General features: G+C 42.1%; 22 protein-coding genes and 1 tRNA gene. 7 read left to right on the top strand and 16 right to left on the bottom strand.

Annotated features, from left to right (window positions below; translation table 11 throughout):
* Positions 1-342: 342 nt before the first annotated feature.
* The 3 genes from hglS (at position 343) to CCS02_RS09200 (ending at position 4,326) form a co-directional block, all read left to right on the top strand.
* The gene (hglS, locus tag CCS02_RS09190) at positions 343-1,749 is read left to right on the top strand and encodes a 2-oxoadipate dioxygenase/decarboxylase HglS (protein WP_100636392.1); all 1,407 of its coding nucleotides are present in this window, start codon (positions 343-345) and stop codon (positions 1,747-1,749) included.
* A 992-nt stretch (positions 1,750-2,741) separates the two neighbouring features.
* Positions 2,742-3,089, top strand: a complete 348-nt coding sequence (locus tag CCS02_RS09195) for a helix-turn-helix transcriptional regulator (protein WP_100636408.1) — start codon at positions 2,742-2,744, stop codon at positions 3,087-3,089.
* A complete protein-coding gene (locus CCS02_RS09200) occupies positions 3,073-4,326 on the top strand; it encodes a type II toxin-antitoxin system HipA family toxin (RefSeq protein ID WP_100636393.1) in 1,254 nt (417 codons plus the stop codon). Before CCS02_RS09195 ends, CCS02_RS09200 begins: the two co-directional genes overlap by 17 nt.
* A gap of 39 nt (positions 4,327-4,365) precedes the next feature.
* On the opposite strand, the gene CCS02_RS09205 is transcribed toward CCS02_RS09200, so the two are convergent.
* The 7 genes from CCS02_RS09205 to CCS02_RS09235 all read right to left on the bottom strand — a co-directional run bounded on the left by CCS02_RS09205 (position 4,366) and on the right by CCS02_RS09235 (position 12,044).
* The gene (locus tag CCS02_RS09205) at positions 4,366-5,079 is read right to left on the bottom strand and encodes an HAD family hydrolase (RefSeq protein WP_100187028.1); all 714 of its coding nucleotides are present in this window, start codon (positions 5,077-5,079) and stop codon (positions 4,366-4,368) included.
* Positions 5,080-5,081: 2 nt separating this feature from the next.
* Positions 5,082-6,716 carry an FGGY-family carbohydrate kinase gene (locus CCS02_RS09210; RefSeq protein WP_198515354.1) on the bottom strand — a complete coding sequence of 545 codons (1,635 nt, stop codon included), beginning with the start codon at positions 6,714-6,716 and terminating at the stop codon, positions 5,082-5,084.
* Positions 6,717-7,448 (bottom strand): SDR family oxidoreductase, encoded by a 732-nt coding sequence (locus CCS02_RS09215; protein WP_100187029.1) that lies wholly within the window; start codon positions 7,446-7,448, stop codon positions 6,717-6,719.
* A 24-nt stretch (positions 7,449-7,472) separates the two neighbouring features.
* A complete protein-coding gene (locus CCS02_RS09220; protein WP_100187030.1) occupies positions 7,473-8,732 on the bottom strand; it encodes a sugar ABC transporter permease in 1,260 nt (419 codons plus the stop codon).
* Complete coding sequence (locus tag CCS02_RS09225; RefSeq protein ID WP_100187031.1) at positions 8,729-9,547, bottom strand: ATP-binding cassette domain-containing protein; 819 nt, start codon at positions 9,545-9,547, stop codon at positions 8,729-8,731. Before CCS02_RS09225 ends, CCS02_RS09220 begins: the two co-directional genes overlap by 4 nt.
* Before the next feature lie 81 nt (positions 9,548-9,628).
* Positions 9,629-10,684 (bottom strand): ABC transporter substrate-binding protein, encoded by a 1,056-nt coding sequence (locus CCS02_RS09230; protein WP_100187032.1) that lies wholly within the window; start codon positions 10,682-10,684, stop codon positions 9,629-9,631.
* 340 nt (positions 10,685-11,024) lie between these two features.
* Positions 11,025-12,044 (bottom strand): LacI family DNA-binding transcriptional regulator, encoded by a 1,020-nt coding sequence (locus tag CCS02_RS09235; protein WP_100187033.1) that lies wholly within the window; start codon positions 12,042-12,044, stop codon positions 11,025-11,027.
* Positions 12,045-12,729: 685 nt separating this feature from the next.
* Here CCS02_RS09235 and CCS02_RS22535 point away from each other — a divergent pair.
* Both CCS02_RS22535 and CCS02_RS09245 read left to right on the top strand, forming a co-directional pair.
* Complete coding sequence (locus CCS02_RS22535; RefSeq protein ID WP_442919209.1) at positions 12,730-12,840, top strand: helix-turn-helix domain-containing protein; 111 nt, start codon at positions 12,730-12,732, stop codon at positions 12,838-12,840.
* Between the two features lie 24 nt (positions 12,841-12,864).
* Entirely contained in the window at positions 12,865-13,050 is a 186-nt protein-coding gene (locus CCS02_RS09245) for a hypothetical protein (protein WP_100187035.1), read from the top strand.
* Between the two features lie 198 nt (positions 13,051-13,248).
* Here the strand turns inward: CCS02_RS09245 and CCS02_RS09250 are convergent.
* The 3 genes from CCS02_RS09250 to uvrB all read right to left on the bottom strand — a co-directional run bounded on the left by CCS02_RS09250 (position 13,249) and on the right by uvrB (position 15,643).
* A tRNA-Val gene (locus CCS02_RS09250) sits at positions 13,249-13,325 on the bottom strand.
* Between the two features lie 82 nt (positions 13,326-13,407).
* Entirely contained in the window at positions 13,408-13,596 is a 189-nt protein-coding gene (locus CCS02_RS09255) for a hypothetical protein (RefSeq protein WP_072841210.1), read from the bottom strand.
* 19 nt (positions 13,597-13,615) lie between these two features.
* Positions 13,616-15,643, bottom strand: a complete 2,028-nt coding sequence (gene uvrB / locus CCS02_RS09260; protein WP_072841209.1) for an excinuclease ABC subunit UvrB — start codon at positions 15,641-15,643, stop codon at positions 13,616-13,618.
* 286 nt (positions 15,644-15,929) lie between these two features.
* Here uvrB and CCS02_RS09265 point away from each other — a divergent pair, with 286 nt between their 5' ends.
* Positions 15,930-17,654, top strand: coding sequence for a SulP family inorganic anion transporter (locus tag CCS02_RS09265; protein ID WP_100187036.1), 1,725 nt, complete (start codon positions 15,930-15,932; stop codon positions 17,652-17,654).
* 29 nt (positions 17,655-17,683) lie between these two features.
* Here the strand turns inward: CCS02_RS09265 and CCS02_RS09270 are convergent, their stop codons facing one another.
* From CCS02_RS09270 to ihfB, 5 genes are all read right to left on the bottom strand, one after another.
* Positions 17,684-17,998 carry a ComEA family DNA-binding protein gene (locus CCS02_RS09270; RefSeq protein ID WP_100187037.1) on the bottom strand — a complete coding sequence of 105 codons (315 nt, stop codon included), beginning with the start codon at positions 17,996-17,998 and terminating at the stop codon, positions 17,684-17,686.
* Between the two features lie 147 nt (positions 17,999-18,145).
* Positions 18,146-18,853, bottom strand: coding sequence for an orotidine-5'-phosphate decarboxylase (pyrF, locus tag CCS02_RS09275; protein ID WP_100187038.1), 708 nt, complete (start codon positions 18,851-18,853; stop codon positions 18,146-18,148).
* 59 nt (positions 18,854-18,912) lie between these two features.
* On the bottom strand, positions 18,913-20,091 hold the full coding sequence (lapB, locus tag CCS02_RS09280; protein ID WP_072841205.1) for a lipopolysaccharide assembly protein LapB: 1,179 nt from the start codon (positions 20,089-20,091) through the stop codon (positions 18,913-18,915).
* A 5-nt stretch (positions 20,092-20,096) separates the two neighbouring features.
* A complete protein-coding gene (locus tag CCS02_RS09285; protein ID WP_072841204.1) occupies positions 20,097-20,420 on the bottom strand; it encodes a lipopolysaccharide assembly protein LapA domain-containing protein in 324 nt (107 codons plus the stop codon).
* Between the two features lie 74 nt (positions 20,421-20,494).
* A complete protein-coding gene (gene ihfB, locus CCS02_RS09290; protein WP_072841203.1) occupies positions 20,495-20,803 on the bottom strand; it encodes an integration host factor subunit beta in 309 nt (102 codons plus the stop codon).
* Between the two features lie 208 nt (positions 20,804-21,011).
* Here ihfB and ppa point away from each other — a divergent pair, with 208 nt between their 5' ends.
* The gene (gene ppa / locus CCS02_RS09295; RefSeq protein WP_072841202.1) at positions 21,012-21,542 is read left to right on the top strand and encodes an inorganic diphosphatase; all 531 of its coding nucleotides are present in this window, start codon (positions 21,012-21,014) and stop codon (positions 21,540-21,542) included.
* Between the two features lie 134 nt (positions 21,543-21,676).
* On the opposite strand, the gene trxB is transcribed toward ppa, so the two are convergent.
* A complete protein-coding gene (gene trxB, locus CCS02_RS09300) occupies positions 21,677-22,630 on the bottom strand; it encodes a thioredoxin-disulfide reductase (protein WP_072841201.1) in 954 nt (317 codons plus the stop codon).
* Positions 22,631-22,739 lie beyond the last annotated feature (109 nt).

Genomic DNA, 22,739 nt, shown 5'->3' on the forward strand with positions numbered 1-22,739 from the left:
TATGAACACCTTTCATTCATTTTATGAATGCATAATTTTTTATGCTTTACTCTCCTCTAAAAAAATACATTTAGAAAAATTAAAAAAAACCAACCAAAACAAAAACCTCATCAAAAAATCCCCTTCCCAAACCTTAAACAACTTCAGGATCAATGCCCTTATCGTGCTAAAAAATTTTGAACTCCAAGTCTTCCATTCAAATTTGGAATGATGTTATGCATATAAATCGCTTTATGTTTTAAGCTAACCTAAACCAAACTGATTCGTGTTAAAGGTATAAATGAGCGTACTAGTCCGCAGATTAAAAAAATCCAATTAAATAATTCCAAAAGGTTTTTAACCATGCAGCCAAAGAATGAGAATTTTGTTAACCCATCTGAAATCCGCGCGCAGTTTTCTAAGCACATGTCTGATATGTATCGAGAAGAAGTACCTCTTTATGGTGACCTACTCTCTTTGGTGGAGGACATCAATCAAGAAGTACTAGAAAAATCACCAAATACTAAAGCTCATTTAGAACGAACTGGCGAGTTGAAACGCCTATCCATGGAACGTCATGGAGCTATTCGTGTAGGCACACCATCTGAGCTTTCAACGATTCGTCGTCTTTTTGCCGTCATGGGAATGGAACCAGTTGGATACTACGATTTAACACCAGCGGGTGTACCAGTGCACTCCACAGCGTTTCGCGCAATACATGAGGAAGACTTACAAATCAGTCCTTTTCGAGTGTTCACATCGTTACTTAGACTCGAATTGATAGATAACGGAGAGACACAAAAATTCGCAGCAAACACGTTGGCTAAACGACAAATATTCACTCCGAGAGTATTAGAACTAATCGAACAGTGTGAACTCAACGGTGGACTGAGCCAAGTTGATTCTGAGACTTTCATTAATGAAGCGTTAGAAACGTTTCGCTGGCACAAGACTGCAACCGTCACAAGTGATGAATATATAAAACTGCATGATCAGCACAGATTAATTGCGGATGTGGTTGCCTTCAAGGGACCTCACATCAACCACCTGACTCCCCGCACACTAGATATCGACCAAGTTCAAACTCAAATGCCAACTCGAAACATTACGCCAAAAGCCGTTGTTGAAGGCCCACCACGTCGTAATTGTCCTATTTTACTACGTCAAACTAGCTTCAAAGCCTTACAAGAAAAAGTGGCGTTCAGCGATCAAGACAGTGAAGCAGGCAGTCACACTGCTCGTTTCGGTGAGATTGAACAACGCGGTGCGGCTTTAACTCCAAAGGGTAGAACGCTATATGATGAATTGCTGAATGCTAGTCGGTCTGAATTGAAAGAGTTTCCTAATGAGGAAAACGCACAACGCTACACAGAAATACTAGAAAAACACTTCTCTCAGTTCCCCGATAATCATAAGGAAATGCACGATCAGAACCTCGCCTACTTCCGCTATTTTGTAACGGATAAAGGCTATGAAGCATTAAACAATACGACTATTCCAACTAACTTAAAGGACTTAATTGATGCCGGCTACATCGAGTATGAACCGTTAGTATATGAAGACTTCTTACCAGTTAGTGCTGCCGGAATCTTCCAGTCAAATCTCGGAGATAACGCTCAAACAGACTACAAAATTTCATCCAATCAGACAGAATTTCAAAATTTTCTTGGAGCAGAAGTACTTAACGAGCTAGCTCTTTACGCTAATACGCAAAAGCGATCAATAATCAAATGTGGCGAAGCACTCAATATTGCACAGCTTAAAGCTTAATATCAAATAGTGAAGCCAACTCCAAACAAGCTGTTTGCAATGCGCTTGTGAACATTGCAAACAGTCTAACGGCATGTAAGTACACCACTAACTAAGTGATATATTTCGCTCATTGGCGATAAAAATTGGCTAGAAAATCTGACTAAAAAAGTATCTTTAGGATTAATCGCAACTCAGCACTAATCGACGAAGAAGAGAGCTAACTGCTCTCTTTTTTATGCCTGCACGAAAATGACAGCAATATAGGCAACTTTTCAATTACACCAAACAAGCCAAACAGCCCGTAAACACCAAGAAAAAACAGAGATGTTTGGAAAATTTAAGGAAAATAGACCTCTACCATGTCAAGGTTACTCTGAACATTCCCTTACATGACAATGAACTACTTTATATAACGTATTCAACGCCTTAGTAAACACACATCCTTTGAATCAAAGCAATATAAGGCAATAAAGCTCTATATCAGGGGATTTTGGCCCATTTTGGCTCATGACCTCTACCCTTCGAATCAAAGCATCTCAAATTACCCCATACTTTAAAGGCAAAAATACCCATAAATGCATGGTTTAAATTGCTTTGAATCAAAGCATAATTTTGGACATATTTGTTACTTTGATTCGTAATAAAATTGAATTTCAGTGGGATTAAAGCCTTCTCAGCACTATAAAAGGTCTACAAAAAATAACCTATAACGTATTATTTTGTAGACCAATTCATAAAATAATTTGCTCAAGACCACCCTGCTTTCACGCTCAATTTTCCTCTATAGCAACTTTCACCAACTTAGTCTTCATAAAGGTGATGATGAGATTATCCGCAATATTCAAATCACACCATGATTTGAATAGGTAGGCTATTTGAATTATCAACGGCTATCTCTATGCCACTTACACTAATCATTAAGCCCGAAAAAAGAAACTCTTTAGTTGCCTTAAACCAAAATAGCAACTAATATGTTTCTATACATTAAAAAGCAACTTATTAGTTTCCTTATGATAAATCTACTACAGCAAATCAAAAATCGCCGTTTAGCACTGAAACTCAAGCAGAATGACATGCTAATGCGTATTGGTATTTCTAGGCAGCAATACCAGCGGCTTGAAGCAAAAGGCAACCCAAGACTCGATACGCTTGAACTGATTGCTAAGGGCCTAAATAGCGACGTCATGCTGATTCCAAAAGAAAAGCTGAATGCTGTTTTAGCTGTTCTTGAAAGTGATGGTAACAACACATCTTTACCGCACAAACAGTCTGATCATTCTGATGAACAAAAAAAACTATCGGATGATCCATGGAAAGGGTTATTAGAAGATGGAGACGAATATGACAACGGAAATTAGTGTTCTTAAGTTGACGTTACATGGCCATCTAGTGGGGTATTTGGCAGGGGCAAAGAATGGACGTAATGTTTTACATTTTGCTGAAAGCTTTCAATCTAATATAGCGCGCCCCACTTTTAGCTTAACCACCCATCCAAATTTTCCACGTGCCGATAAAATGCTATCTGAGCCATGGGCGACAAACCAACGTCTGCACCCTATTTTGTCCAATCTATTGCCTGAAGGTTCTTTGCGAGAACTGATCGCTCAAGGGCTCAAAACTCATGTTGATAATGAGTTCCATATTTTGTCTTATCTGGGTATGGATTTACCGGGTGCATTAGTCGCTGAACCGATGGAGCCTGAAGATGTTCCTGTCCATTTATTCTCATCTCATGGTCAAGTAAAAGCGGTTAAATTCGACAAACTCAGCCAAGAGAACAAGTTCTCCTTGGCAGGCGTTCAGATGAAGTTTTCCATGAAAGAAAAAGACGGTCGATATAATCTTTCGAAAGACAATGTGCTTGGCGATTGGATTGTGAAAACACCCTCTACTAAACACAAAGAAGTGCCCGCAAACGAGTTCACAGCCATGACTCTCGCCTCTCTCATTGGCGTTGATATTCCTGAAATAAAATTGGTCGAGATAGACCAATTAGACAACCTTCCTCAAATCAATCTTCCTGATGAAAAATTAGCTTTCGCCATAAAACGATTTGATCGACGTGACGATCAACGCATTCATATGGAAGACTTTGCTCAAGTTCTTGTGAAGTACCCACATGAAAAATACAGTTCAGGCAACTACGAACAAATAGCAAAAATCTTGTATCAGTTTTCTGGTGATGGTCTAAATGACGCCCAACAACTTGCCCGTCGTTTACTCGCCAACATCCTATTAGCAAACGGCGACGCCCATTTGAAAAACTGGAGCTTACTGTATTTAGATCAAGTAACTCCCAGACTCTCGCCTGCTTACGACATAGTCACCACCAGTGTTTATATTGAAAACGAACAACACTTCGCTCTTAACCTTGCAAAGACGAAGGCTTGGTATGATGTCTCATATAAACACTTTGAACATTGGGCAATTAAATCAGATATTCCATGGCGAGCGATCAAACCACATTTAGACGATACGATGGAAAAAGCCAGAAGCCTTTGGCCTGAGGCTTTAAAAAACCTACCGATGAATGAAGAGCATAAAAAACGACTGAAAGAACATTTGCAGAGACTTCATGAGGATTTTCGAGTTTGATGGTGTCTAGTAAAGTCTGATAAGTCCATTGCTCTTAGGTTAGTTGATCTCTGATAGCTTCTCAACCACTTCAGCAACCTCTTCATAGCTACTTACAACCCAATGGGCTCCAGCCTCAATAAGTCGTTGTTTGTGATTTGGATGCTTTGCATGAGAGCCAGCAGTCAGGCCTATACAAAGCATCCCGGCACGTCGAGCGGCTTCGACACCAGCAGGACTGTCTTCAATAACTAGAGCACAGTCCGCAGGAACAGACATATTTTTTGCTGCAAATAAAAACAAATCCGGTGCTGGCTTGCCACTTTGAACCATAGTGGAAGAGAAAATATTGCCAGCAAAATACGACTTAAGCTTTGTAGCAGTTAGACTCACATCAATTCGTTCTGGATGAGAGGATGAAGCAACGCAAACAGGCAAATCGAGTGATTCAATGAAGCTCCTTACACCTTGAACGGGCTGTAGCTCTTCTTTAAAACACGTAAACAACTGTTTGTTCATTTCATCCAACGATTCCTGCGATAGCATTACGCCTTGTTTAGCAAACAATTCATCCCGTGCCGATTTCATACTGCGACCTTGGAATTGTTGAATTACCTCTTCTTCACTCAGTATTCCACCTTGTTTAAGAATCACATCATGCAAAGCCGCAATAGACAAATTTTCACTGTCAACTAACACGCCATCGCAATCAAAGATAATTAACTTGAGCTTTCCAAGTTCAGATGCCACTGCTATTTCAGTATCGAATGTCACGGTTACAACTCCCTAGCAACAGATTGAAGTCTACAAAACGCTAAGAATCGAGCATCATGCTGTTTGCAGATATCAGTCTCGGCCGGTAAATACTTTTTCCCAAAAGAAGACATGGCTTTCATCGCACTTTCTAAGTTGGAATATCTGCCAGCAGCAACCGCGGCTAGCATAGCGGTTCCAAGCATGACGGGTTCATCCGAGCTTGGCGCAATAACCTCTTTACCAGTTGCGTCAGAAATGAGCTGACGCACCAATGGGTCTTGTCCAGCACCGCCACTGATAATAACCCTTGAGATGGTCAACCCTTGTTCTGCCTGAGCTTCGATAATTTGTCGCAACCCATAAGCAAGTCCGCAAATACCAGCGATATAAAGTGTTACTAGGCTATCAATAGATTTATCCATATTTAGCCCCGCTATGATTGCTCTGGCTTTTGGATCAGCAAAAGGTGCCCTATTACCCAAAAACTCAGGGACAACGTGAACACCCTTGGCTAGATTGATCGCTTCACTCAAATTATGAATGTTTGATTTAGCACGATTAGACAGCCATACACTCAAAGGAAGTTTGGCTTCCTTTGCTAACTGCTGCGCTTCGGCCGAAGAAGGATGCATCATTACCAAGTGATCAATTGCTGCCCCTGCCGCAGACTGGCCAGCTTCGTTAAGCCACATTTCTGGGAGCATTGCTGAGAAATAAGGCCCCCAAACACCGGGAACTTTTATCTCAATTGATGAGGTCGTTAAGGTACAAGCCGAGGTGCCAAAAACATAAGCCATACATTCAGAGGGCGCAGAAATTCCGTCTTCTGTTAGCGCTCCAACAGATCCAATAGCGCCAGCATGAGCGTCAATTAACCCAGCCGCCACAGCGGTTCCTGCGTTTAACCCAAGTTGCATTGCAGCACTATCCGTTAAGCCTTGAGCTAACGATATTCCTGGAGAAACAACCTCAGAGCCGATTTTTGAAAACTGAGTATGAGATAAATCTTCTAACCCAATGGCTTCGAAATAAGAGGCGTCCCAACGGCTTTCATGGGCAAGATAAGTCCATTTGCACACAAGCGTACAAATAGACCGTGCCAATGAACCTGAAGCCCTAAAGGTAAGGTAATCCGTTAGATCAAAGAAATGCGCAGCTTTGTGATAAGTCTCTGGCAAGTATTTTTTAAGCCACAATAATTTCGGTGTTTGCATCTCTGGTGAGATGCGATTCCCAACGTAGTTTAAAACACTATGACCGAGTGCATTAATATCATGAGCTTGGTCCGTTGCTCGTTGATCCATCCAAACAATAACATTGCGTTCCGCAATGTTATGCTCGCCAACGGGTAAAGGGGCAAAGCTCTCATCTACGACCACTAAAGAGCAGGTGGCGTCGAATGATAAGCCAACAATAGCATCAGCAGACAATTTCGATGCACTGACGACGGACTTCACACAGGCACAGATGACTTGCCAAATATTGTCGGACGATTGTTCGTATCGAGCATCGACATCTTGAAACGTTGTGATCTCATGCTTCGCAACATGTAGCATATTACCTTGTAGATCAAATAAGCCAGCTCTAGCGCTTCCTGTTCCAACATCGACCCCAATCACATAAGACTTGGAGGTTTTATTCATTAAGCTGTTCATTTATAAATCCACACTATTGGGTAAAATCACGAGGTCACGAATCGTAATATTGGCAGGTCTTGTGAGCATAAAGACAACACCATCAGCGACTGCCTCTGGTTGCATTAAGCTACCATTAGCAAGCGCCTCTTCCATTTTGGCTTTTGGCCAATCGTCTAATAAAGCAGTTACTACAGGGCCTGGAGCGATAGCGCCAACACGAATGGAATGCACGCTTAGCTGGCGACGTAGTGTGTGAACAAACGCCTGAATCGCATGCTTAGATGCAGTATAAATTGGCTCCCAAACCACAGGAACAATCCCCGCGATAGAGCTAGTAACAATAATGTCGCCACTTTTTTGAGCGATCATATGTGGCAAGACAGCATGAACGGACCTAAAGACAGAATTAATGTTTAAATTCAGCATACGGTCCCACTCATTAGGGTTCCCTTCAGCAAAAACACCACCGACATAGCCCCCCGCGTTTGCATGGAAAGCATCTAAACGACCATCTGTTAAAGACAAAATACCTTCTAACATATGATCCACTTCTTCGTTTTTCAAAAGATCGATAACTAAAGGCAGCGCTTTACTGCCAAGCTCCTTACACGCTTTTTCTAGTGCGGTTGCGGAACGGTCAATTAACACAACGCTAGCACCTTGTTCTATAAAGGCTTTTGTACACGCCAAACCAATACCGGATGCCGCGCCAGTTATCGCAATTACTTTTCCATTTAAATTTGTAGTCATACACTTTACTCCTTAACGATAGCGTTACGCTTTACCATGAGAAACACGACTTTGACGGGCTAAACTGTCTACAATTACGGCAATGGCTAATACTGCGCCAGTAATCATGTAACGATGAGAAGAAGACAGGTTTAGAAGAGTTAATCCATTTGCAATGGACTGGATAACAATAATTCCTAACAGTGCAGACCACGCGGAACCTCGGCCACCGAATAGACTTGTACCACCAATAACGGCAGCGGCAATTGCATTCAAGTTTACATCGCCTGTGCCTGCTTGCTGACTTGCTGAGGCCAAACGAGAGGCAGCTAATACGCCTCCTAAGGTCGCTAACGAAGAGCACAGTACAAAGGCACTGATATAAATTGCTTTAACATTAATACCGGCACGGCGAGCGGCTTCAGCGTTGCCGCCAACAGCAAACATGGAACGTCCCCATTTAGTTCGAGTTAACGCATAGTCCATACTGATAACCAATAAAACAAACAGGGCAAACATCCATGGCACGCCACGGGATTGATTTAAGTACATTACTACTGCTTCTAGGGCAAAAGTAACGATCAGCGCTTTGAAGACAATACTGTTCACACTCTTGGCAGATAGGTTTACAGCCTGACGTTTAATGCGAACACGCAACCCCATAACCACAATTACAACCCCTGGAATAAAGGCAAAAGTATAGGCCGCCCAAGCAGGCATAATCATCAATTGTCCAAAGTCCACCATTGACGAACCATACGGAAGGTTAATGGAGCCTGTAGAGCCCAATACGAAAAGTTGGAACCCCAGTAGCGCTAACAATCCAGCCAACGTAGAAACAAAGCTTGGCATGCCGAATTTAGTGCGTAGGAAGGCGTACCCAAAGCCCATCATGGCACCCATACAAAGACTTGCACCAATAGCCAAAGGCAGTGGCCATCCTTGATTTATCCACAACATGCCCAACAGCGCAGAACCAACACCACTCATAGAACCAACGGATAAATCAATTTCCCCAAGCATCAAGACGCAGACAATCCCCAGTGCGATAACGCCCACCGTTGAACAATCAAACAGCAGATTTACAAGGTTGTTTGCAGACAAGAAAATAGGATTAATCGCAGTAAAAATACCCCAAATTAGCACAAGCCCGATGACAACAGGCAAAGACCCTAAATCACCTGATTTAACACGATCAATAAAGGCGCTAAGGCCGCCGGAAAAATCATTTGCATGGGTTACTCGTTCATCGCTGCGATCTAGAAGACCTACGTTGTTAATGTTTTCTTTTGTTTGATCACTCATAGTACTTCTCCAACGTTTTTATCCGCTTCAGCTAAACGTTTTGCTCTTCGAGAAACGGCATTGTCTGTTGCTCCAGTGATGGCACCTATTAGCTCTTCGTTGGAGGCATCAGCGCTAAACACTCCGTTATTTTTACCTAATCGTAATACCACCACACGATCAGCAACCGCTCGTACATCTTGCATATTGTGGGAAATCATAATGACGCCAAGACCTTTTGCTTTGACGCGTTCGACTAGGTTCAATACCTCAGCGGTTTGAGCCACACCAAGTGCAGCAGTAGGCTCATCAAGCATGATTATTTTTGGATTGGTTAATAGCGAACGTGCAATCGCCACTGTTTGTCGCTGTCCGCCCGAAAGTGATGCCACAACATCACGAACGCTAGGAATACGGGCAGCAAGCTCGTTTAATAATTTCCAAGACGTCACCTCCATTTGCGTTTCATCAAGGTGCAAAGGGTTTTGTTCTTGCCCAAGGAAAATGTTCGCAACAACATCTAGGTTTTCACACAATGCTAAATCTTGAAAAACTGTGGCAATGCCAAGACTCAAAGCATCGCTTGGCCCATCCATTACCACTTCTTTGCCTTCAAAATGAATCGTTCCAGACGAAGGTGAATGCGCGCCTGCTAAGGTTTTAATGAGTGTTGATTTGCCTGCGCCATTGTCTCCAACTAAAGCAACCACTTCGCCAGGATAGACATCAAGATCGATGTCAGTAAGGGCTGCTACGGCACCGAAATTTTTAGACACTTTGCGCAAACTCAGGATAGGCTGAAGCCCTTCCGAGCGTGCAGAAGTATTGGAAGACATGGTCTGCTCCACTAAATATAAGTTAGGAAAGACGCCACTCAGAGGAGCTGAGTGGCGGAGCGTATAATAATCAATGCTAAATTAGCGCCAGATACCAAGCTCAATACAGCCAGCCAAATATCGGCCAGTACACACATCACCAGCGAAGGTAACGCCACTATCAAAGACAATTTCTTTGATATTTTCACGAGTCACAACCTCTGGAACAAACAACTCAGATGGTGTGTTATACAGCGTTGTTTTTGCCATTGGCTTAACACCATTTAACATTTGCACGGCCACGTTCGCCGCAGCGGCAGCAACGATTTCAGAAGGCTTCGAAATAGTATTATATTGGTCGCCCGCAATAATCAGCTGTAATGCTGCGATAGTGGCATCATTCCCAGTAACAGGAGGAAGAGGGTTCACACCTGCCGCCTTCAATGCGGCAATAGCACCACCGCCAGTACCGTCATTAGCAGCAACAACACCTAAAATATTCGAACCAAATCGTGCGATTTGTCCATTTGCCCATGTTTGAGCCTTTGGTGGCGCCCAATCTGGCGTATCGTATTCTGCTATTGTGGTGTATCCGCTATTATCCAAACCTTCGTCAATACCATCTCGGATCAAACCAGCTGCTGCATCAGTCGGAGAGCCATTAATCTGTAGAATGCCACCTTTATCCTTTGGCACCCCCATCTTCTCTAAATGCTTAACTAGGCTTTCTGCAATGGCTTTGCCTATACCTTTGTTGTCAAAAGACACATAAAAATCAGCAGCTTTACCTGGAATAGGACGGTCATAGGCAATGACTTTCACGCCTTGGCTTTGTGCTAAATTCACTAGAGAAGCAGCTGCACTGGAATCTACTGGGTCCAACACAATAACTTTTGCGCCTTGTGTAATGACTGAGTTAAATTGTTGCTGTTGCAAAGACACGTCACCATTTGCATTTTGATAGATCAATTTACAATCAGCACATAGCTTATTCATTGCGGCCTTAAAGCCCGGGAAGTCATGTTCTTCGTATCGAGTAGATGCCTGATCTGGCATCAAAAACGCTACTGTCGATGCCGCTTGAGATTGCGCTGCAAACGTTCCGAAAGTAACGGCAAGCGTAGTAAAACCGATTATTTTTGTTGCTATAGATTTCATTACTTACACTCCGATCAATAATTTTAGGCGAAAATCACCCACATCAGCCAAATAGTGGCTAATGCTTTGCTCCTCACTCTTACTCTATTGGTTAAACAAACTCAGATGTAATACACTAAACCCGTCTTGCATCACTGCTCCAACAGTCATGTAAGTCGGTTAGACATCGTAATTGATCGCTAACCTTAGCTAAGATGTAGGGTTAATTTGTTTTGGTAAAACGTCAGTATTACCGGCTCTATTTCTCTCAGATTAATTCTGCATCTTGGCCTCCTCATTCAAGTTTCAGTGGTTATATTTAAAATGATCGGAACCCGATCACTCTCTTTCTTTAGATATCTTAAATCTGCTTCATAATGCTTTTTACTGAATGACGCTCAATCAGGGTTGCATCAAGAACAGTAGCATTTGGATCAATGTTTTTTCTGTCCGAATCAATGCGCTCGAGTAATTTACTCCAAGCACTTGCAGCGACTTCTTCTACAGGCTGACGTATTGCCGTAAGGCTAGTGCTTCGTGCAGACATCCAAGCGTAATCATCGAAAGCCACCAACGATATGTCTTGACCTACTTTAATATTGCATTCAGCAAGGGCTGTGAGCGTGCTAAGCGTGGTCACGTTGGTTAATGCAAATATTGCGGTAGGTTGAGGATTATGTTTTAACCAATTGGTAATCTTTACTGCTCCTTCTTCTAATTCAGACCCTAATTCAATCACGTTAGGCTTTGTTAGCTGGGATCTTCCCATTGCTAAAAAAGCGCCTTCGACACGTTCACGGATCGGCGGAAAGGATAAATTGGAAGCAGCAATAAGGATGTTTTCATGTCCAGCATTTGCCAAATGTTGACAAGCTAGATCGCCAGCGGCTCGATTATCAATCGTTACTGTATCGAAAGGCGTGGCATGGACAGAAACACGGTCAATTAATACGGTTGGACAAATATTCTTTAGGTTTAGTAGTGATTCGGACAACTGCCCAGAACATGGAATAGCGATCATGCCAGCAGGCCGCCAGCTCATCAGCGCTTTAATGCGTGATGTTTCTACATCGATACGGTCGTGGGAACTCGCAACAATAACGTCGTAACCATGTTCAAAAGCAAGGTTTTCAAGGTGGGAGACAATGGTAGCAAAAAACGTATCTGTGATATTTGGCACCAAAACCGTTACAACTTTATTTCGTTGTGAACGTAATTGGGAAGCAGCGCGGTCGACTTCATAGCCAAGCTGAGTCGCGGCTAAGCGCACTCTCTTTTTAAGGTCGTCATTAACTGGTTTCTTGCCTGAAAAGACATTAGAAACGGTAGCTGTCGACACTTCAGCTAATTTAGCGACTTCACGGATGGAAGGCTTTCTCATTGCAAACGTACCTTTTTTGTATTTATAGTTAAACGTTTAACAGCAATAAGACTAGCAAAGAAATATAATAATAGGCAAGTATTTTGTTAAACGTTTAACAGTGGAAAATTTTATCCATATTAAACAAGATAAAACCAAGTTTTTACGGGGATTTTTTGTGTTCGAAATACAGTTGAAAATTGCTTTCTGACATTTTTAACAGAAAAATCTCAATGATTAGTTTGCTCTGAGCATACGAGATAAAATTATTCTAACCTGTCGATTGGGGCTAAGCGTGAGACGACTGTTGATAAAAGATGAAGAAAAATATAAAACGCACATTAAAGGCATTAGGGTTTAACGTAGAGGTTACTGCAGTTGCTCTAGATGAGCTATGTAATGGATAAAAGCTATGTTGAAATAGTCAAAACCATTATAGATAAAAGAAATTCTGCGAGTAAGCTTTCTAGTGCTAAGATTGCAGAATGGGCGAAAACATCTAACGTTGAATGCCATGAACACATTCGGGCATAGGGACTACCGAGCGATAAAAAAAGATTGGTTTATCAAACACGTCACCAATAGGTATTGCCAACCTATCTATGAAAGCCTCGACTTAAATAGAAAGTCTAAGCTGTTTAAATAATGATCGAGGTGCATTCTTATGGATCGTAAAGCTCAACAAGATATTTTAGTGGAATTAAAAATGCTAAATTATACAGAAGAAACTGGCAATATATCGAAGACATGTCGTCATTTTGGGATTTGCAGAGAAACCGTTTATACATGGCGAAGAGCGTATATAGTTCTACTTTAAATCCGGTTATCCAAAAAATACATCATGGCACTGGCTGGCCATGCTACCGAAGACATGACAAACCACTACATAGACGGCCACGAACAAAAAGAAGCCCTACAAGTGGCCGCAGGGTTAGATGTGACTAAAATAGACATGACAAACATCAACTGGAAAGACCAACGAATACCGCGAGAACTCGCCAAACTAATCGACGAAGAAGAGAGCTAACCGCTCTCTTTTTTTATGCCTGCACGAAAATGACAGCAATAACGACAACTTTTCAAGCACACAAAACAAGCCAAAAGCCCCATAAAAGCCAAGAAAAAAAGAAAGGTTTAGAAAATTTAAGGAAAATATACGGAAAAAGAATACAAAAAAAGGGCTTACGAATTAACGTAAGCCCTTGATTTTTTTTACTAAATTAGGTGGTAGGACTAAGCAGATTCGAACTGCTGACCTCTACCATGTCAAGGTAGCGCTCTAACCAACTGAGCTATAGTCCTAAAAAGTGTTGGCTATTATACGCAGAGGTTTGCTTTTGACAAGCCCTCGTTGGTATTTTTTGAAGTCTTTGTTTTAAAACTATTATTCACTGACAGGAACAAGCAGTTCGTGGCCAATCACTTCGTCAATTAAGCCATACGGCACTTTGTATTTTTTGTCTTTAAATCGCACAAGCGCATAGTCGTAGCACATCTCAATTACGGTGCAGTTGACTATGACGCCGTTGTCGATAACGCGGATAATATTGTAATTTCTAAGAGTTATGGCCATTTAAGACTCCTCTGTTATTTTATGATTCGCCAACGTCTTTTAATTTTCGTTGAAGCTGGCGAATCTGATCCCGGTAACCCGCCGCTAATTCGAATTTCAACTCTTCCGAAGCTAGCATCATTTCTTTTTGCAGTTGGATCATAGCTTTACGCACTTGTGCCACGTCTTCCATGCTTTCCACTTGATAATCTTTTGCTGTCTCAGCCACTTTCTTGGTTTTGTTGCCACGTTTACCAGCACCAGGGTTATAAGCACCTTCCATGATGTCTTCCACGGATTTGGTAATACCTACAGGCGTAATGCCATGCTCTTCGTTATGGGCTTTTTGCTTTTCACGGCGACGATCCGTTTCGCTGATCGCCCTCTCCATGGATCCAGTAATACGATCGGCGTACAAAATCGCTTTGCCATTAACGTTACGAGCAGCACGACCAATAGTTTGAATAAGCGATTTTTCCGAGCGCAAGAAGCCTTCTTTATCGGCGTCAAGAATCGCCACAAGGCTAACTTCTGGAATGTCCAAACCTTCTCGCAGCAAGTTGATCCCAACTAACACATCAAACTCACCCAAACGTAAATCTCGAATGATCTCTACTCGTTCGACGGTGTCGATATCAGAATGCAGATAACGCACACGGACACCATGATCACTTAAATAGTCACTTAAATCTTCCGCCATCCGCTTGGTTAAAGTGGTTACCAAAATACGCTCACCAATCGGCGTTCTTAGATTAATTTCAGACAACAAATCGTCCACCTGAGTTGCCACAGGTCGAACTTCTAGAATAGGGTCTATCAAGCCTGTAGGGCGAACAATTTGCTCTACCACCCAGTCTTGATGCTCTGCTTCGTATTTTCCCGGTGTTGCTGACACAAAAATAGTCTGCGGTTTAATCTGTTCCCATTCTTCAAATCTCATAGGACGATTATCAAGAGCAGAAGGCAAACGGAAGCCATACTCGACAAGGTTCTCTTTACGAGACCTATCGCCTTTGTACATGGCGCCGATCTGCGACACTGTAACGTGAGATTCGTCGATAACTAACAAAGCATTGGCTGGCAGGTAATCGAATAAAGTTGGCGGTGGTGAGCCCTCTTCACGACCAGACAAATAACGCGAGTAGTTTTCTATGCCGTTGCAGTAGCCCAGCTCCTGCATCATTTCTAAATCATATCGCGTACGCTGATCAAGGCGTTGCATTTCTACCAACTTATTAAGCGATTTAAGCTGCTCAAGACGCTGATCCAATTCCACTTTAATACGTTCAATTGCTGCTTGTACGGTTTCTTTTGGTGTCACATAGTGAGTTTTCGGATAAATCGTCACACGGGGAACTTTGCGAATGGTTTTGTTAGTTAACGGGTCAATCATCGATAAGGTTTCGACTTCGTCATCAAATAGTTCGATGCGAATCGCGGTGTCTTCAGAGTCCGCAGGAAACACTTCGATAACATCGCCACGAACACGGAAATTACCGCGCTCTAATACCAAATCGTTGCGGCTATATTGCAGCTCAGCCAAACGACGCAACACATCACGCTGATCAATGCGATCACCACGATCAAGGTGCAACATCATTTTTAAATAAGATTGCGGATCGCCCAGACCATATATCGCCGAAACCGTAGCAACAATAATAACGTCTTCACGCTCTAGCAAGGCTTTAGTCGCCGACAGTCGCATTTGCTCTATGTGTTCGTTGACTGATGCGTCTTTCTCAATAAAGGTATCAGACGCAGCCACATACGCTTCTGGCTGGTAATAATCGTAGTAAGAAACAAAATATTCAACGGCGTTATTGGGAAAGAATTCTTTGAATTCGCCGTAAAGCTGTGCCGCCAAGGTCTTGTTGTGAGCCATGACAATGGTTGGGCGTTTCACTTGTGAGATGACATTGGCAATAGTGTACGTTTTACCTGAGCCTGTTACCCCAAGTAATGTTTGGTGAGCCAAGCCCGCTTCGACACCACGAACAAGTTTCTCTATGGCTTTTGGCTGATCGCCTGCGGGTGAATAAGATGAAACAACCTGAAACTCTTGCGACACGGATATTTTCCCTTAGCTTTACAATCGACTTAATAGATTACCAAATTTTGCTAGAGACGTCTGGTATTTCAATCACTCATAACAGTTTGATTCCAGCAATATCTATCTCAAAGAAGAAAACTATCAAGATTAGACTTTACCAATTTCGCCACCATATATAACATAATGAAATATTCTTATAACCTAAACCAATTCATTCAAAAATATTAGCACTAGGGAATTAGGCATGCATTTTTATGTGTCATGATTACAAAGCACTCAACCAAAATATTTTTAAGCGAGTAAAATGACTAAATTGGAAAAATACTTTCCAGCAATGGCTTGGCTTAAAGGCTATTCACGAGAAGACATGCAAACAGATGCGATGGCCAGTTTGATAGCCACCATTTTGTTAATTCCACAAAGCATGGGTTACGCCTTGCTTGCAGGGCTACCCGCCGTGGTTGGCCTCTACGCAGGAATCATTCCTGCTATTTTGTACTCCCTTTTTGGAACTAGCCGCACACTTGCTGTTGGCCCAGTCGCCATTACCTCAATGATGACCGCGACCATCGCAATGCCATTCGCACTACCTGGAAGTGAAAATTATGCAGCTATCGCAATGATGTTGGCGTTTCTATCCGGTGTTTTTTTGATTTTGATGAGCCTGTTAAAAATGGGCTTTCTATCTAACTTATTAAGTCATCCGGTTATTTCCGGTTTTATTAGTGCTTCTGCAATTTTAATTGCTGTTGGCCAGTTCAAGCACTTAATTGGTGTTCAAGCCCATGGCAACAATCTAATCGAGCTAGCGAAAAGTATGATGCTGCATAGCAAAGACATCAATCTACCCACTGTCATTTTAAGTGCGATTTCCATCACTCTTTTAATACTACTAAAACGCTATTTAACACCTGTTCTTAGCAAACTTGGGTTAGCGAAAAATACCGCTAGCATGTTGGGCAAAGCAGGCCCTGTAATCGTTGTCCTTGCAACAACAAGCTGCGTTGCAGTATTTTCTCTAGACTCAATCGGTATCAAAATCGTTGGCGATATAAGCAATAGTTTACCCACGATACCTTTTGAAAATTTTACTTTAGATACCATGATTGATCTGTTACCGGGGGCTTTTCTAATCAGCATTGTGGGCTTCGTTGGGTCTGTTTCTGTTGCTCAATCTTTTGCGGCAAAGCGTAAACAAGATATTAATCCAAACCAAGAGCTGGTCGGATTGGGGTTGGCGAACTTAGCCGCAGCATTTAGTGCCTCTTTCCCAGTAACAGGTGGGTTTTCAAGGTCGGTGGTCAATGTCAGTGCCGGAGCGAAAACCCCAATGACAGGCATATTAACCGGATTATTAATGCTTATAACTTTGCTATTTTTTACACCGCTTTTTTACTATCTTCCAACAGCGGTATTAGCAAGCAGCATTACTATCTCTATTTTGCAGCTTATCGATTTTAAAGACTTCTTAAGACTCTATCGTTTCTCTAAACAAGAAGCACTCGGCTTGTTAGCAACCTTCTTTGTCGTACTATTTATTGGTATGGAAACAGGAATAATCGTTGGGGTTTCGTTATCACTCTTGTTCTTTCTTTGGCACACTAGCCATCCACATATTGCCGTGGTTGGTCGCCTTCCAGGAACAGAACACTTTCGTAATGTGAATCGCTTTGATGTCGAAACAGACCCAGAAATAGTCACCATTCGAATTGATGAAAACCTCTTCTTTGCCAACGCCCGAGTGCTAGAAGATTACGTGTTGACGCTAATATCAAGACATAAAGACACCAAACATCTCATTCTGATGTGCAACGCAGTCAATATGATAGATGCCAGTGCATTAGATAGTTTAGAAACCATTGACGATAGATTGAAATCCGCTGGCGTCATGCTGCATTTTTCAGAAATTAAAGGCCCCGTAATGGATAAGCTAACGGACTCTAGCCTAATAGAAAACCTGAGTGGACAAGTCTTTTTAACCCAACATCAAGCCATTAAAGCCTTAACAATAAAACAAGCGGACGCATAATCCGCTTGTTTTCAGTTATCTAAATAAAGCTAATTTTTCGAATTTTCACCGGTTGCCACGACTTGAAGTAAATCCCTATTGCGGGCCAAAAGCGCATCACCAATACCTTTAACCTGAGCTAATTGATCAACGGAATCAAAGCCGCCATTAGCCTCACGATAAGCAATAATTGCCTCCGCTTTTTTAATCCCAACACCAGACATCACCGCAGAAAACTGGGTAGCAGTTGCGGTATTTATATCCAAAGGGGTTGCAGCGAAAAGCGAGAAAGGCATAAAAGCCAGAGAGATAACAAGAAGTGAGCGAGCAGCACAAACACACAAAATACGTTTGAAATTCGTCATAGAAAAATCCTTTTCAAATTCTTTTAAAAACAGAAGATGGCATCTTGCCAATAAAAAACCACTTACTGCGTCAACAAGAGCTGAAACAAGTAAGTGGTTTTAGAGTAAAAGGTTTTTAACCAGACTTCAAGGCTCAAGGCGAGCAATTTATGTCATCAAGCCCAAATCAGCATTTGCCTGAGTTAATACCGCAATAGGATCATTCGCCTGTGTAATAGGACGCCCCATTACAAGGTAATGACTACCAGCTGCCATTGCTTCAGCTGGTGTCATGATGCGTTTCTGATCGCCTTGATCAGAACCAGCAGGACGAATACCTGGAGTTACTAAAACAAAGTCTTTACCTAGATCTGCTGACAACATACTGGATTCTTGTGCAGAGCAAACCACACCATCCATTCCTGATGATTTTGCTAATGCAGCAAGACGTTTTACATGTTGCTCAGGGGTTGCATCTATACCTATTTCTATAAGGTCGCTTTGATCCATACTGGTCAGTACCGTCACCGCGATCAGCAAGGTTTTATTATCAGGCAGTTGTTGTAACGCATTAGCAGAGGCCTCCATCATTCGGCGACCACCAGAGGCATGTACGTTTACCATCCAAACACCAGCCCTTGCCGCCACACTAACAGCATTGGCAACCGTATTGGGAATATCATGAAATTTAAGATCTAGAAAAATCTCGAATCCTAATTTATGCAGTTCATCCAAAATCACAGGACCAGCTGTTGTAAATAGCTCTTTGCCGACTTTAACTCGACATTGTTCAGGGTCAAGTCGTTTGGCCATCTCAATAGATTGCGCCATGGTTGGATAATCTAGGGCAACCACTATAGGGGATTGGCAGCTCATTCAGTGTCCTCTTTCTTTCAGTTTCTATCGTTTATAAGTGTCACAATGCTCTGGTGGTTTTATTCGCCTTCCAATCCATGAATCGGCTTCACCACACCCCAATTTTTACAACTTGGACACTGCCAATGCAATTGATGGCCTGGAAAGCCGCACTGACGGCATTGATATTTGTGTTTCGCTTGAACCAGCTGATCAATAAGCTCAAATAGAACCACCAGATGTTGCTGGTTGTATCCTTGAGAATCAGCAAGCTGCAAGCTAATTAGCTCTTTGAAGCCTTTAATTGTTGGGTGCTGCCTTAACTGCTCAACCAAAAACATTTCGGCGTAGTCTTTATCGGTTTCCATATAATGCTGAACAAGTGCCATAATTAACGCTGTAGAAGGTTTTTTCTGGTTCTGTTCTTGTAGAAATTTAATATATCCACCACTACCCCATACCTTTTGATAACACTCTTTTAACTTGGGGATAATGATTGAAATGAATTCTGGATCTTGCTCCGCAGCATGCTTTAGCTCTTTAATCGCATCACGATAACGGCCCTGACTATTTAATACATCGGCAGCGCCAATACTCGCTCGAACACAACTAGAATCTACATCTAAAGCATCTTTATAATGCTGGAAGGCCTGCTTCCATTGCTCTTTCTTTTGGAGTTCTTGCGCCATTTCACAATGAAAATGTGCCAAGCGCTTAATCTCTTTTTTGGTTGGCGTTTCTTTTATCAATTCAGAACCGATTTGAATAGCCTTATCCCAGCTTTGCTCAAATTCATAAAGATCCACGAGCAAGGTAAGTATTTTAGGTTGAAACTCACTTTTTCGTGATGTGGACGCCATATTTAATAACAGGCGACCCGCTCTATCCAACAAACCTGCCGACATAAAGTCACTGGCCAATTCCAATTGCACCATACGCATTTCACGCTGGGATATTTCGGGGCGAGCGAGTAAGTTTTGATGGATGTTAATCGCTTTTTGTATTTCGCCTTTTTTACGAAATAAATTGCCTAGTGTGAGATGAATATCAAAAGTATCAGAGTTAACTTCTAAGGAATCAACAAAAGCATCAATAGCCTCTGAGTGTTGATCGTTAAGTAAATGATTGAGGCCACGAAAATAATCCGTCGGAATATTTTTCTTAACCTGCTTATTTTTCTTGGTCGGATTTTTACGCCCCATTGCCCAGCCAACGAAGAGCGCGACAAAAAGAACCAAAAACAACCCAATTTCGGTCAACTCAATTACTCCTTCCCAACAGAAAGCTCTTTAGCAATAGAGGCTTTACGCAAGGCATCCACTTCATCTCGTGCTTTTTCGTATTTACGAGTCAACACCCTAATCTGGCGTTCACTACGCAAATACGCAATAGAGCTGACTAAAAGAGCCACACAAGCTCCTACGGTAAAAGATAAAATGACATAAAGAGCGACGCTTAGTTCGGGACCTTGCCAAAAAACAAGATCAAGGGGAATAAGTTGTGGATTACGGATGGCAAAAAACACACCCACGGCGAGAAAGAAAACAATGAGTACTGTATAAGTAACTCTTTTCAGCCATTTAAGCATAAAACAACCTACCAAAAATAGAATGGCGTTATTATGCCGTGATAGCTCATAGATTTCGAGGCATAAGACGTAAATTAGTTAAGTTCGTTGATCTCATTGTCTTCAGGTAGGTTGACTAACTCTCTCAACTCTTTACCTGGTTTAAAATGAGGTACATATTTCGCGCTTAACTCAACAGACTCCCCAGTTTTAGGGTTTCGGCCTATTCTAGGTGCTCGATAATGTAGAGAAAAACTACCAAAGCCTCGTATCTCAATGCGCTCACCATTTGCCAAAGAATCAGACATATGTTCAAGCATTGCTTTGATTGCTTGCTCAACATCTTTTACTGGTAAATGGGATTGCTGATCGATTAGCAGCTCTATCAGCTCAGATTTTGTCATTACTGTCCTCGCGACTATAATTTGATCACTGTGTAAGACTAGCTAAATTCAGAAAGAAAGCAATAAGTTAACGCATTTTAAGGCTATTTTTACTCATTTAATTCGATCTGAATAGCGAATATTACGAAAGGATGCGTTCCACAACTAGCATAGAAGCTGTCTAGCTTTTATAATATCGCCCATATTTAATACATTGGAAGAAATAATAATGAGCTATAGCAAAATACCTGCCGGCAAAGATGCACCAAACGACATCAACGTTATCATCGAAATTCCAGCACAAGCGAACCCAGTAAAATACGAAGTTGATAAAGACATGGACGCGCTTGTTGTTGACCGCTTCATGACGGCTCCTATGTTTTACCCTGCAAACTACGGTTACGTAAACAACACTTTAGCTGATGACGGTGACCCAGTTGACGTATTGGTTATTACGCCTTACCCAGTTGTACCAGGTTCTGTTATTCGCTGCCGTCCGGTTGGCGTACTGAACATGTCTGACGAAGCGGGTATGGACGCTAAATTGGTTGCCGTTCCTCACGAAAAACTAAGTAAAGAATACGGTCATATCCAAGATGTGAACGACATTCCACAATTGCTACGTGATCAAATCGAACATTTCTTCGAAAACTACAAAACTCTTGAAAAAGGTAAGTGGGTAAAAGTAGAAGGCTGGGCGAACGCAGAAGAAGCGAAAAAAGCCATCGTTGAAGGCATCGAAGCTTACAACGCTCAGTAATTCGTTTAACACGAATTACCATAGGCATAAAAAAACCGATCCTAGAATCGGTTTTTTTTGTTTATGACACTAATTCAACAAAGTTTAAGGCTTATGTACAACGTATTGAACATACCACCTCATTCCTAACTTGCTCACTCTTGAGAATCAAGAAAACGTTCCGCATCCAACGCCGCCATACAACCAGTACCCGCTGATGTGATTGCTTGACGGTAAATATGGTCAGACACATCACCCGCAGCAAAAACACCTTCAACGCTAGTTTGCGTCGCGTTACCGTGCGTACCAGATTGCACTTTTAAGTAGCCATCTTTCATTTCAAGCTGACCTTGGAAGATATCTGTATTTGGCTTATGACCAATCGCAACAAACAAACCAGCAACAGCCAATTCTTTTGTCTCGCCTGTTTGACTATTTTTGATACGAACACCAGTTACACCTGCACTATCGCCTAGCACTTCGTCTAGCTCAGAATGCCATTCGATTTTCACATTGCCGTTTTTCGCTTTTTCCATCAATTTGTCCGCTAGAATTTTTTCAGAGCGGAACTTGTCACGACGGTGAATAACGGTAACCGTTTTTGCAATGTTAGAAAGGTAAAGCGCTTCTTCAACAGCTGTATTACCACCACCGATTACAGCAACATCTTGGTTGCGGTAGAAGAAACCATCACAAGTTGCGCAAGCAGATACGCCTTGGCCCATGAATTTCGTTTCGCTCTCTAGACCCAAGTACTGAGCACTCGCACCAGTTGAAATAATCAACGCATCGCAAGTGTAAACACCACTGTCACCTTCCAAACGAAATGGACGGTTTTTTAAATCTACTTTATTGACATGGTCAAAAATGATTTCTGTTTCAAAACGCTCTGCATGCTTACGCATACGCTCCATCAATTCTGGACCTTGTACGCCTTGATCATCACCTGGCCAGTTATCAACTTCGGTAGTCGTCGTCAACTGACCACCCATTTGCATACCTGTAATCATCACAGGATTAAGGTTCGCACGAGCCGCATAAACAGCCGCGGTATAACCCGCTGGGCCAGAACCTAAAATCATTAATTTAGCGTGTTTAACATCGCTCATGTTATTGCTCCTGTAAATGAATGCTTGCCTGACACAAAAATGGTCGGCGAAAAAGTCTGTGGTGGATTCTAACGAAAATCAGCTGAAATTCTTAGAGAAAAATATTAAT

It is taken from the genome of Marinomonas sp. ef1, assembly GCF_002806845.1.
Lineage (GTDB): Bacteria > Pseudomonadota > Gammaproteobacteria > Pseudomonadales > Marinomonadaceae > Marinomonas > Marinomonas polaris.